Annotated in this window: 10 protein-coding genes; 1 reads left to right on the top strand and 9 read right to left on the bottom strand. The window is 57.9% G+C overall.

Going from position 1 to position 12205, the window contains the following annotated elements:
* Window positions 1-185: 185 nt before the first annotated feature.
* The 9 genes from MWU54_RS18450 to glpD form a co-directional block, all read right to left on the bottom strand.
* The gene (locus MWU54_RS18450; RefSeq protein ID WP_247086708.1) at window positions 186-1325 is read right to left on the bottom strand and encodes an iron-containing alcohol dehydrogenase; all 1140 of its coding nucleotides are present in this window, start codon (window positions 1323-1325) and stop codon (window positions 186-188) included.
* A gap of 103 nt (window positions 1326-1428) precedes the next feature.
* Window positions 1429-2913, bottom strand: coding sequence for a glycerol kinase GlpK (glpK, locus tag MWU54_RS18445; protein WP_247086707.1), 1485 nt, complete (start codon window positions 2911-2913; stop codon window positions 1429-1431).
* Between the two features lie 108 nt (window positions 2914-3021).
* Complete coding sequence (locus MWU54_RS18440) at window positions 3022-4734, bottom strand: ABC transporter substrate-binding protein (protein ID WP_247086705.1); 1713 nt, start codon at window positions 4732-4734, stop codon at window positions 3022-3024.
* Between the two features lie 75 nt (window positions 4735-4809).
* Window positions 4810-5091 (bottom strand): DUF2160 domain-containing protein, encoded by a 282-nt coding sequence (locus MWU54_RS18435; RefSeq protein ID WP_247086703.1) that lies wholly within the window; start codon window positions 5089-5091, stop codon window positions 4810-4812.
* 151 nt (window positions 5092-5242) lie between these two features.
* Complete coding sequence (locus MWU54_RS18430; RefSeq protein ID WP_247086701.1) at window positions 5243-6109, bottom strand: carbohydrate ABC transporter permease; 867 nt, start codon at window positions 6107-6109, stop codon at window positions 5243-5245.
* A gap of 3 nt (window positions 6110-6112) precedes the next feature.
* Window positions 6113-6982 (bottom strand): sugar ABC transporter permease, encoded by an 870-nt coding sequence (locus tag MWU54_RS18425; protein WP_247086699.1) that lies wholly within the window; start codon window positions 6980-6982, stop codon window positions 6113-6115.
* 199 nt (window positions 6983-7181) lie between these two features.
* Window positions 7182-8276 carry an ABC transporter ATP-binding protein gene (locus MWU54_RS18420; RefSeq protein ID WP_247086697.1) on the bottom strand — a complete coding sequence of 365 codons (1095 nt, stop codon included), beginning with the start codon at window positions 8274-8276 and terminating at the stop codon, window positions 7182-7184.
* A gap of 11 nt (window positions 8277-8287) precedes the next feature.
* Entirely contained in the window at window positions 8288-9376 is a 1089-nt protein-coding gene (locus tag MWU54_RS18415) for an ABC transporter ATP-binding protein (protein WP_247086695.1), read from the bottom strand.
* Between the two features lie 13 nt (window positions 9377-9389).
* Complete coding sequence (gene glpD, locus MWU54_RS18410) at window positions 9390-10988, bottom strand: glycerol-3-phosphate dehydrogenase (protein ID WP_247086693.1); 1599 nt, start codon at window positions 10986-10988, stop codon at window positions 9390-9392.
* Between the two features lie 257 nt (window positions 10989-11245).
* On the opposite strand from glpD, the gene MWU54_RS18405 reads away from it, so the two are divergent.
* Window positions 11246-12007: a DeoR/GlpR family DNA-binding transcription regulator gene (locus MWU54_RS18405; RefSeq protein WP_247086691.1), complete on the top strand. Its 762-nt coding sequence runs from the start codon at window positions 11246-11248 to the stop codon at window positions 12005-12007.
* Window positions 12008-12205 lie beyond the last annotated feature (198 nt).

Raw genomic sequence — 12205 nt, 5'->3', positions numbered from 1 at the left:
GATGATCTCCGGTAGAAACGATGATCCTTGAACGGATTGCCGGGTATGAAATACCTCGTTGCAGCTAAATTGGACCGATCATTCCCTCGTTGATCGGACCAATCAACGGCCCCGGTTGAGTAAAGCCAGTGCCGCCGAACCGCGCCAAGACGGTATCAACCGATGAATGCAACAGTCCAACATGTCTAACTCAGCTGTAAGATGCGGCGTATGTCATTAAGGCCAAGTGCGACGGGATTGGCTTTGGTGGACGATGCGTGCGCGCTGAGTTTTGCGATCGTCTCGATCTCCGCACCCGGGACGCCCAAGTCATGCAGACTTGGGAGTTCATTGGCTTCAACAAAGCGTCGCAAGGCCTCGTTTCCGCCCCCTGTCGGCGCACCGAGACCCGCCGCGATCCATCCGTCCACCTCGTCAAAGCGTGTCACGTCCGCGGATTGGCGCGCTACGATTTCGGCATTCACAGCCAGCCCCGCGGCAAGCAGCCTTCCGCAGATCGCGCCATGGGCGGCACCGCGCCCGCCGATGACCGATGCAAGGCCGTGAATGATCCCCAAACCGGAATTCCCAAGGGCGATTCCGCTTAGAAAACTGGCGCGGAACATCGCATCCCGTGCCTGTGCATCCTCGCAAGTCATCAGCCTGTGCAAGGCCGCCATTGCTGGTTGGATATGGGCCTTGCACAAAGCGTCCGTCATCGGATTGGCGCGATTGCACAGGTAGCTTTCGACAAGCTGCGTGATCGCATCCAGTCCGCTCGCCAATGTCAGGCTTTTGAGAGAGCCGTCGGTCAATGCGGGATCCACAAGTGCCAAATCCGGGACCAGTCGTGGATCGCGCAGGCTGATCTTCAACTGGTGTTCGGGCACGCCGATCACGGCATTGCGCGTGGCTTCTGCCCCGGTTCCCGCGGTCGTCGGGATGGCAACGAAAGGCAGCGGATCTGACATCCGTCGCGGCCCCGCATTGCCCAGTTCAAGGTACTCGCCAACATCGCCGTCGCTCGGTGACAGCCCGGCAACGGCTTTGCCCAGATCAATCGTGGCACCCCCTCCCACCGAGACGACGCAGTCCGCCTTGTGATCTCGAGAGATGGCGACGGCGGTGCGCACTTGTTCGAGGTCCGGCTCTCCAGAGGAATGAACAACCTCTAGAATACAGCCTAAACGGCGGAGGTCTCCTTCCAATGTGTCGACCCATGCGACTGACCGGCCTCGCACCAGAAGCACACGATCACCTATCGCCGCAATTTCTGCAGCTGCCTCAACGTGACAGCCTCGCCCAAACAGAGTGCGCGCCGGTGCGGTCAGTGAAAAGCTTGCCATGCTGTGACTGCCCCTTTGGTTGTCGCTGCGGCTGCTCTGCAATCCAAGCATCTGTTACGCGCGACTGCTCACAGCGATTTCTTTGACTGTGTCTGAGGCATGTTCAGAACGCCATGGTTGCACTGACAGCCCGTTGCCAATCGGAATACTTCTTATCCCGCTCGTCATCCGTCATAGACGGCTCGAAGCTGTGTTCCAGCGCCCACGTTGCGGCGAAGCCGTCCATGTCAGGGTAAATCCCAGCGCGGCTGCCCGCGAGCCACGCCGCACCGAGAGCTGTTGTTTCCAACACTTTGGGCCGGTCGACCCGCGCATTGATAATGTCAGACAAGAATTGCATCGTATAATTGGACGCGCTCATGCCCCCATCCACACGTAGGACAGCGTCGCCTGCCCCACCCATATCCGCATGCATTGCGGCGAGAAGGTCACGCGTTTGATAGCCTACGCTTTGCAGTGCCGCGCGCGCCAATTCTTCGCGGCCTGAGCCTCGGGTCAAACCAAACACAGCACCGCGGCATTCCGCGTCCCAGTAGGGTGCACCCAACCCGGTGAAGGCGGGCACCAAGACCACGTTCTGCCCCGGATCGGCGGCCTGCGCGAGCGGTTGGGTCTCACCTGCATCACCGATGATCTTAAGCCCGTCGCGCAGCCATTGCACAACGGCACCCGCGATAAAGATCGAGCCTTCCAGCGCATAGGTCGGTTTACCGTCCATTTGATAGGCGATGGTGGTAAGAAGCCGGTTCTGCGAACGCACGGGTGTGTGACCCGTGTTGATCAATGCAAAACAGCCCGTGCCATAGGTGGATTTGAGCATCCCCGGTTTGAAGCAAGCCTGCCCAACTGTGGCTGCTTGCTGGTCCCCTGCGATACCGCAGATCGGGATAGCGCGGCCAAAAAGATCAGCATGCGTTTCACCGAATTCTGCAGCGCAATCTTTGACCTCTGGGAGCATCGACATCGGGATGCCAAGCTTGTCGCAGATGGTCCTGGACCAGCGGCCTTTGCGGATATCATAGAGCATGGTGCGCGCAGCGTTGGTGGCGTCGGTGACATGCACGCGGCCACCTGTAAGATTCCACACGAGCCAAGTGTCAACGGTCCCAAACGCAAGCTCTCCAGCTTCGGACCGGGCGCGTGCTCCATCCACATTGTCGAGAATCCAGGCTAGTTTTGTGCCGCTGAAATACGGGTCGATCAGCAGACCTGTGCGGTCGGTCACGACTTCTTCGAACCCTTCAGCCCTCAGGCCTTTGCAGACCTCCGACGTGCGGCGGTCCTGCCAGACGATGGCGTTGAACACCGGCTCACCGGTGGTGCGATCCCAGACGAGCGTGGTTTCGCGCTGGTTTGTGATACCGATGGCGGCGATGTTTTCGGTGCCGACACCAGCCTTTTCAATTGCTGCGCGACAGGTGGCGGCGGTAGTGGCCCACAGGTCCGCGGGGCGATGTTCAACCCAGCCGCTGTTTGGATAGAGCTGTTCAAATTCTTCCTGCGCCGAGGCGACGGCGGTCATAGTTTCATCAAACAGGATGGCGCGCGTAGATGTCGTGCCTTGATCGATGGCAAGGATATGAGTCATGTGCGGTAGGCCTGACGTGTATGGTTTGTGGACGGAGAAAACGGATCACATGCGAAAGGGACAAACGAGAATCGGGGCGCGGTGAATGCGCCCCGATCTTGAGGCAAATTACTGCCAAGACTTGATCAGCTCATCATATGCGATGGTCTGGGGCTCTTCGTCCTCGTTTTCGAGCTTGGCAAACGGCGCGCCCGGCTGGTCGAACCAGTACTGCGCGTCCCGCTCTTCGTTGAGAACCGGACCAAGATCACCCTGGACGCCTGCGCGCTCAAGACGCTCAAGCACACGTTCCTGATCGGCACAAAGCGAATCCAGCGCTTCCTGCGGGGTTTTCGCACCGGACATTGCATCGCCGATGTTCTGCCACCACAGCTGCGCCAGCTTCGGGTAATCCGGGACGTTTGTGCCAGTCGGGGACCACGCCACACGTGCAGGCGAACGGTAGAATTCTACCAAACCACCAAGCTTGTCCGCACGCTCGGTGAAGCTGTCATGCTGCACTGTGCTTTCGCGGATGAAGGTCAGACCCACGTGGGACTTCTTCACGTCGACAGTCTTGGACGTGACGAACTGTGCATAGAGCCACGCGGCCTTTGCACGATCCACCGGGGTGGATTCCATGAGAGTCCAGCTGCCTGCGTCCTGGTAGCCGACCTTCTGGCCTTCTTTCCAGTACACGCCGTGTGGGCTGGGGGCCATGCGCCACTTGGGGGTGCCGTCTTCGTTCATCACCGGCAGGCCGGGCTTCACAGTGTCTGCGGTAAAGGCAGTGTACCAGAACATCTGCTGCGCGATGTTGCCCTGCGCGGGGATCGGGCCGGCTTCGGAGAAGGTCATACCAGCCGCCGCGGGCGGTGTGTATTTCTCAAGCCACTCGATCGCCTTGGTCACAGCATAGACCGCGGCTGGCGCGTTCGTTGCACCGCCACGTGCCACACAAGACCCTGTCGGCTGCGAGTTCTCGTTCACGCGGATGCCCCATTCATCGACCGGCAAGCCGTTGGGTTCACCCACGTCTCCCATGCCCGCCATGGACATCCACGCATCGGTGTAACGCCAGCCAAGGCTGGGGTCTTTCTTGCCGTAGTCCATGTTGCCAAACACGTCGCCTTCGACGCCCATGTGGCTCAGGTCACGACCGGTGAAGAACTCGGCGATGTCCTCATAAGCGGACCAATTGACCGGAACACCCAGTTCATAGCCGAACTGTTCTTCGAAATCGGCCTTGTTCTTTTCGTCGTTGAACCAGTCGTAGCGGAACCAATACAGGTTCGCGAACTGCTGTGTCGGCAGCTGGTAGACTTTTCCATCCGGCCCGGTGGTAAAGCTGAGACCGATGAAATCATCCAGATCCAGCGTCGGCAGGGTCACGTCCGCGCCCTCGCCCGCCATCCAGTCCGTCAGGTTGCGCACCTGCTGATAGCGCCAGTGGGTGCCAATCAGGTCCGAGTCGTTGATATAGGCGTCATAGATATTTTCGCCCGATTGCATTTGCGTTTGCAGCTTTTCAACCACGTCACCTTCGCCGATCAGGTCGTGTGTGACCTTGATACCTGTAATGGCTTCAAACGCGGGGGCAAGCACCTGGCTTTCGTATTCATGTGTCGTGATCGTTTCCGAGACGACCTTGATCTCCATGCCCTGGAACGGCTGAGCCGCATCAACGAAGAACTGCATTTCGGCTTCTTGCGCAGCACGGTCGATCGCCGACATATCGCCGATCTCCGAATCGAGGAACGCGCGTGCGGCGTCCATGTCGGCGAATGCCGGACCCGCTAGGATCAGCAGCGCCGCTGTTGAGGATTTAAGGTTTAAGTTCATGTGGTTCCTCCCAATTATCGAGAACTTGGATGAAATGGTCCTGACCCGAGACCGGGACACGACCGGTGTATGTCGTCAGACCCAGCGAAACACTGCCGCGGCGTAGATCGCGCAGACAATCAGTGCATATGGCTGGAATTCCGCCCCCACGAGGCCAAGCCACGCAAGGTTGATAAAGGCGCTGCCCAACAGCGTGATGAACAGCCGATCCCCGCGCGTTGTTTCGATCCGCAAGATACCGGTGCGCGGCGTCTCGGGGAATTTGATCGCGAGGATCGTGAAGGTGATCAACAGGCCCGCGATCACCAGAAAGAAGATCGCGGTCGGCCATGTCCATGCCATCCATGAAAGGTCCATCAGTGCATCCTTTCCTGACTTATCGTGGTTTGCAGAATGGATTTGGTCCCCGCCCGTGGCGCTTGCGACACGGGCCGCGCCGACCCGCCCCCATGGGGCGGCGCGATTGCGCCACCCCGCGGGTCACCGCGGCCCTTGCTGAAGCACTCCATCACACCCTCCCCAGGGCAAAGCCCTTGGCGATGTAATTGCGCACGAAATAGATCACCAAAGCCCCCGGCACGATGGTCAGGATCCCAGCCGCAGCCAGAACACCCCAGTCGATGCCAGATGCGCCCTGCGTGCGGGTCATGATCGCCGCAATCGGTTTGGCATCCACCGTGGTCAGCGTGCGCGAGAGCAGCAGTTCCACCCACGAGAACATGAAACAGAAGAAGGCCGCCACGCCGATGCCACTTGAGATCAACGGCATGAAGATACGGGTGAAGAAACGTCCAAAGCTGTAGCCATCCAGATAGGCGGTCTCGTCGATCTCTTTCGGCACGCCGCGCATGAATCCTTCGAGGATCCATACCGCCAGCGGCACGTTGAACAGGCAATGCGCCAAGGCGACGGCGATATGCGTGTCGAACAAGCCGACTGACGAATAAAGCTGGAAGAACGGCAGCGCAAAGACGGCAGGTGGCGCCATCCGGTTTGTCAGCAACCAAAAGAACAGGTGTTTGTCACCCATAAAACTATAGCGGCTGAATGCGTAGGCTGCGGGTAAGGCGACCGCCAGAGAAATCACCGTGTTCATCACCACGTAGATGAGCGAGTTGACGTAGCCCATGTACCAGCTTGGGTCCGTCAGAATGGTCCGGTAGTTCTCTAGCGTGACGTCGTTGGGCCAAAGCGTGAAAGAATTCAGAATCTCGGTGTTCGTCTTGAGGCTCATGTTCAGCAGCCAGTAGATCGGCAGCATCAGGAACAGCAGGTAAAGCCCCATTACGATGGCCGATCCGTTAACCCTAACGCGCTTCTTGGTGCCGCCTGCGGTCAGATCGCCGGGAATGCTGTTGGTGGTTGCATCAGCCATGCCTTAGCCCTCCCGCTTATCAAGGTTGGTCATCACGGTGTAAAACACCCATGAAATCAAGAGGATCACAAGAAAATACATGATCGAGAACGCAGCCGCCGGTCCAAGGTCGAACTGACCCAAAGCCATCTTAACAAGGTCGATGGACAACAGCGTCGTGGTGCTGCCTGGGCCACCTCCGGTGACGACAAATGGCTCGGTATAGATCATGAAGCTGTCCATGAACCGCAGCAGAATGGCGATCATCAAAACGCCCATCATCTTGGGAAGCTCAATGAAACGGAACACTTTCCAGCGCGACGCCTGATCAATCTTGGCGGCTTGGTAATAGGCATCCGGGATCGATTGCAGACCGGCATAGGCCAGCAGCGCGACCAATGACGTCCAGTGCCAGACATCCATTACGATGATCGTCACCCATGCCGCAAACGGATCACTGGTGTAGTTGTAGTCGATCCCAAGGGCCGCCAGCGTATAGCCCAGAAGGCCAATATCGACGCGACCGAACACCTGCCAGATGGTGCCAACCACGTTCCACGGGATCAGCAGCGGCAAGGACATGAATACCAGACAGAAGCTGGCCCAAAATCCCTTTTTCGGCATGTTGAGCGCAACGAACACACCCAGCGGGATCTGGATCAGCAGGATGATACCCGAGAACATCAACTGACGCCCAAGCGCGCCCCACATGCGGTCGTCGTTGAGCATCTCTTCGAACCATTCCAGCCCTGCCCAGAAGAACTGGTTGTTCCCGAACGTGTCCTGCACGGAATAGTTGACCACGGTCATCAGCGGGATCACCGCCGAGAACGCCACGAGGATCAGCACCGGCAGGACAAGGAACCATGCCTTTTGATTGACTGTCTTTTCCATCAGAGCATCCCTTCTCCCGCTATCCCTGCACTGGCGTCACAAGAGCGCACGGCAGACTGGCCCCAGGTCCTCGGATCAAGCCCGAAGAAGACATTTTGCCGACCGACGTCATCACCGGGCTTGACCCGGTGATCTCTCCCCACCGACGCCTGAGGGACGAGTCCCAGCAACACAGGAGTTTCCAGCTCTTCGTCTCCCATCAGGCGGCCTCCACGGACTGCGGTTGATCGGGCGCGACACGCCAATCGTCGACATAGACATTCACTTGCGCTGGATCGAAATTAACGTGGGCCATGTCGGCGCTGACGGCATCGTCCTCCCCGGCGATGATGTTGATATCATGCCCTTCGAAAGTGGCGCGGATGATCTTGTGTCGGCCCACATCTTCGATCCGCCGAACAGTAACAGGCAGACCTTCGGATCGGCTGAGTTTAGCGAATTCCGGGCGCACGCCGATCTCGACCTTGCCGCTCACCGGTTTGTACCCGCCCGCCAGTTGCAGGGTTTGCGAGCCGACTTTCGCTGTCGTCCCGTCGACCTGCGCAGGCAGCACGTTCATGCCGGGCGAGCCGATGAAATAGCCTACAAATGTGTGTTCAGGCCGTTCGAAAAGTTCCTCGGGTGTGCCGATCTGCACAACACGACCATCATACATCACCACCACCTTATCAGCGAAGGTCAGCGCTTCGGTCTGGTCATGGGTCACATAGATCATCGTGTGACCAAAATCATGGTGCAGCTTTTTCAGCTGCGTGCGCAACTCCCACTTCATGTGCGGGTCGATCACCGTCAGCGGTTCGTCGAACAAAAGCGCATTCACGTCCTTGCGCACCATGCCGCGCCCGAGCGAGATTTTTTGCTTGGCATCCGCCGTCAGCCCGCGCGCTTTTTTCCTCAGCATGTCCTCCATGCCGATCATCCGGGCGATTTCCTGCACGCGTTCAGCGACATAGGTCTCGTCTTGGCCACGGTTACGCAGCGGAAAGGCAAGATTATCGTGTACGCTCATCGTGTCGTAAACGACTGGGAACTGGAAAACCTGTGCGATGTTGCGTTCGGCGGTGGGGGCATGCGTGACGTCCTGACCGTCAAACAGGATGCGGCCCTGACTTGGGTGTAAAAGCCCCGAAATAATGTTCAAAAGCGTCGACTTCCCGCACCCGGAAGAGCCGAGAAGCGCATAGGCCGCGCCGTCGTTCCAATCGTGATTGAGTTCCTTCAGCGCATAATCATCCTCGCTACCGGGGTTCGGCAGGTAGGAATGCGCGAGATTGTCGAGTGTGATCTTGGCCATGGTTCGCTCCCTCAGGCCGCCAGCGCGTAGGCAGCAGGGGCCACCATTTTGCCATTCTCGCCGAAAATGTAGACGTGACGCGGATCCAGCCAGACGCTCAGCTCTGTTCCAAGCGTCAGGTTGTGAACGCCGTGGATCAATCCCACCCAGCGTTCGCCATGGTGGTCTAAGTGAACAAAGGTTTCCGACCCCGTAAGTTCGGTGACGTTGAGCGTGGTCCTGAACTCCATTGCGTCCGCCGCATGTTGGCCCAGCTCAAGATGATTGGGACGAAAGCCCGCCGTGTAGCGGCCATCAGCCAGTTCAGCGATTTTGCCAGTAGCGACCACGCTCTGACCGTCGCCAAACGTAATGCTGTTACCGGTCTTGGAGATCTGAAGGAAGTTCATCGGCGGATCCGAAAAGACCCGTGCCGTGGTCGCATCGACCGGCTGGCGATAGACCGACGGCGTCGGGCCGAACTGCGTGATGCGCCCTTCGGAGAGTGTGGCGACATTCCCGCCGAGTAGCAGCGCCTCTTCCGGTTCTGTCGTCGCGTAGACAAAGATCGAACCGGAGGCTTCGAAAATCTTGGGAATCTCGATCCGCAGCTCTTCGCGCAACTTGTAGTCGAGGTTTGCAAGCGGCTCGTCGAGCAACACCAGACCGGCATTCTTCACCAGCGCGCGCGCCAGGGCACAGCGCTGTTGCTGACCGCCGGACAATTCCAACGGCTTGCGATCCAGCATCGGCGTCAGCTTCATCAACTCCGCCGTGTCGCGCACACGACGGTCAATTTCGGCGCGGTCGATCCCCATCAGCTTCATCGGAGACGCGATGTTGTCATAGACGCTCATCGACGGGTAATTGATGAATTGCTGATACACCATGGCGACCTTGCGGTCTTGGACCCGCTGACCGGTGACGTCCTCGCCGTTCCAGAAAACCTGCCCCGTGGCGGGCACGTCAAGCCCGGCCATCAACCGCATCAAGGATGTCTTGCCTGACAGAGTGGACCCAAGCAGAACATTCATCGTGCTTTTTTCCAGCGTCAGATCCGTGGGGTAGATATGTGTTTGTCCCTCGACGGTCTTTGACACGCCACGCAATTCCAGCGTCATCAGGTCCTCCTTCTTATTCCGCCGCCGCAGGCTCTGAACGACGATGCTGCGCCATCCAATCGTCTAGTGTTTGTATCTGATCAGCCGTCAACCGAAGGCCCAGCTTGTTGCGGCGCCAGACAATATCGTCTGCCGTGCGCGCATATTCATGGCCCATCAACCAAGACACCTCTGCCTCGGTCAGTGTCGCACCAAAGTCTTGCCCAAGATCAGAGACCTGCCTTGCATCACCCAAGACGCTTATGGCCTCGGTGCCATAGGCGCGGACCAGGCGCAGGGCCCAAAATTCCGTCAGGAACGGGAAGCGCGATTGCAGGTCTGCAACAAGGCGATCCACCCCGTCCACCGGGAAATCACCTCCGGGCAAAGGCACGCCAGCAGTCCATTTGCCCTTGGGCAGCGTCAGATGATCGCCGATCTTGTCCATCGCACTTTCCGCGAGACGGCGATAGGTGGTGATCTTACCACCAAAAATGTTCAGTACCGGCGCACCTGTGCTGGTATCGACCTTCAGCGTATAATCGCGAGTGGCCGCCGTGGCACTGCTCGCCCCGTCATCATAAAGCGGTCGGACGCCGGAATAGGTCCAGACGACATCAGCGCTGGTCAGATGCTGCTTGAAATACTGGTTGGCAAAGTTGAGCAGATAGTCCTGTTCCTCGGGCGTACATTCCGGTGTGACGGATGGATCTGAGTGTTCGGCATCGGTGGTGCCGATGAGTGTGAAATCCGTTTCATAAGGGATGGCGAAGATGATGCGCCCGTCGGTACCCTGGAAGAAATAACACTTGTCGTGATCGTAAAGGCGCTTGGTCACGATATGGGACCCGCGCACCAGCCGGACCCCTTCGCGGGAATTCAACCGCACCTTGGTCTGGATGATGTCGCCCACCCAAGGCCCACCCGCATTCACCAGCATCCGGGCGTGGAAAACGTGGGTGTGACCATTTTCGGTATTACGCGTTTCTATGCGCCACGTTCCATTTTCGCACGCCGCACTCAACACCTGAGTCCGCGTCTTGATCTGCGCACCACGTGCTTCGGCATCGCGGGCATTGAGCACGACCAGACGAGAATCCTCGACCCAGCAGTCGGAATATTCATACGCTTTGGCAAAACGCTCCTGCAGCGGTGCACCTTCTGGTGCTCCAGTCAGGTCAAGAGTCTTGGTCCCTGGCAGTATCTTTCGTCCGCCGAGGTGGTCATACATGAAAAGACCCAGACGGATCAGCCATGCAGGCCGCCGCCCCTTCATCCATGGCATGATCAGGCTCAGCAGTTTTGATGTCGGCGTATCTGCCTCAAATCGCATATCTTTATGATATGGAAGCACAAATCGCATAGGCCAGCTGATATGAGGCATCGCGCGAAGCAACACTTCACGCTCGATCAACGCCTCTCGGACCAACCGAAATTCAAAGTACTCAAGATAGCGCAAGCCACCATGGAAAAGCTTGGTAGACCCCGAAGAGGTCGCGGAGGCCAGATCATTCATCTCCGCCAATGTCACCGACAGCCCACGCCCCGCCGCGTCACGGGCAATGCCGCAGCCATTGATGCCGCCACCAATGATAAACAGGTCAACAATGTCTGTGTCAGCCGACTGTCCCACGCGGGTCTCCTCCAGGCGCGCATGCCCTAAAGTTGTGAACCGAGTGTACGTGTTTCGCAATGACTAAATGTTCGTATATTTTCGATTTCGCGTATTTTTCGAAAATTCAGATACTTGCGCGCCTTAGTGACCGCACTTTTCTGGTATGCTGGGCCAGTGAAGTGCATTCTTGATTGCTTTTTTGTTCGTTTTCTTGATTCTACTGCCCCAATGCGACGCGGCTTTAGCCCTGGGCAACGTTTGGTGAAAGGCCGACCATGTCACAAACATTTCGGTATCCTGAAATCCTCGACATCGCGCGGCGCGAAGGAAAAGTCACCGTCGAAGGGCTCGCCAGACATTTTGATGTGACCCTACAGACCATCCGCCGAGACCTGACCGACCTTGCCGATAAAGGTAAGCTTGAACGGGTGCACGGTGGAGCAGTGCTGCCGTCCGGCACCACCAACATTGGCTATGAAGAGCGACGCAGCCTCAAAGCGGAGGCCAAGCGCGCGATGGCCCATGCTTGCGCCAAAGAGATCCCCAATGGCGTCTCGCTGTTCCTGAATATCGGCACATCCACCGAAGCTGTCGCACGCGAATTGATGGACCATGAAAACCTCATGGTAGTGACCAACAATATGAACGTGGCCAATATCCTTGCCGGAAACAGCGGGTGCGAGATCATCGTGACAGGTGGACAACTGCGCCGTGCAGATGGCGGCCTCGTGGGAAACCTCGCAACCGAAACCATCCGCCAGTTCAAATTCGATCTGGCCGTGATTGGGTGCTCCGCCCTTGACCAAGACGGTGACCTGCTGGATTTCGACATTCAGGAAGTTACCGTCAGCCAAGCCATCCTGCGCCAGTCCCGCAAGACGTTTTTGGTGGCCGACCAGTCCAAACTGTCCCGCAGTGCCCCGGCACGCATCGCGTCGCTTGCGGAAATCGACACGTTTTTCACCGATCATCCTCTGCCCAATGATCTGGTCGCCGCCTGCGATACATGGCGCACGAACGTCGTCGTCACCAGATAAAGCCCTGACGGCATATCGCAATCTGCTATCGGGAAGACGTGAATTTGAGAATGCGTTCAGGGTATCTTCTGGGCATCACTCAACCGAGACCGTTGATTGGTCTGATCAACGAGGGAATGATCGGTCCAATTTAGCTGCAACGAGGTATTTCATACCCGGCAATCCGTTCAAGGATCATCGTTTCTACCGGAGATCATC

Origin of the sequence: Marivita sp. S6314 (assembly GCF_023015985.1) — a bacterium.
Lineage (GTDB): Bacteria > Pseudomonadota > Alphaproteobacteria > Rhodobacterales > Rhodobacteraceae > Marivita.
This window is presented reverse-complemented; position numbering and strand designations above follow the sequence as displayed.

Bases quoted from the DNA above. Each gene is read 5' to 3' on its own strand.
- MWU54_RS18450 (WP_247086708.1), bottom strand. From the start codon at position 1,325: ATGGCAAGCTTTTCACTGACCGCACCGGCGCGCACTCTGTTTGGGCGA.
- glpK (WP_247086707.1), bottom strand. From the start codon at position 2,913: ATGACTCATATCCTTGCCATCGATCAAGGCACGACATCTACGCGCGCC.
- MWU54_RS18440 (WP_247086705.1), bottom strand. From the start codon at position 4,734: ATGAACTTAAACCTTAAATCCTCAACAGCGGCGCTGCTGATCCTAGCG.
- MWU54_RS18435 (WP_247086703.1), bottom strand. From the start codon at position 5,091: ATGGACCTTTCATGGATGGCATGGACATGGCCGACCGCGATCTTCTTT.
- MWU54_RS18430 (WP_247086701.1), bottom strand. From the start codon at position 6,109: ATGGCTGATGCAACCACCAACAGCATTCCCGGCGATCTGACCGCAGGC.
- MWU54_RS18425 (WP_247086699.1), bottom strand. From the start codon at position 6,982: ATGGAAAAGACAGTCAATCAAAAGGCATGGTTCCTTGTCCTGCCGGTG.
- MWU54_RS18420 (WP_247086697.1), bottom strand. From the start codon at position 8,276: ATGGCCAAGATCACACTCGACAATCTCGCGCATTCCTACCTGCCGAAC.
- MWU54_RS18415 (WP_247086695.1), bottom strand. From the start codon at position 9,376: ATGACGCTGGAATTGCGTGGCGTGTCAAAGACCGTCGAGGGACAAACA.
- MWU54_RS18405 (WP_247086691.1), top strand. From the start codon at position 11,246: ATGTCACAAACATTTCGGTATCCTGAAATCCTCGACATCGCGCGGCGC.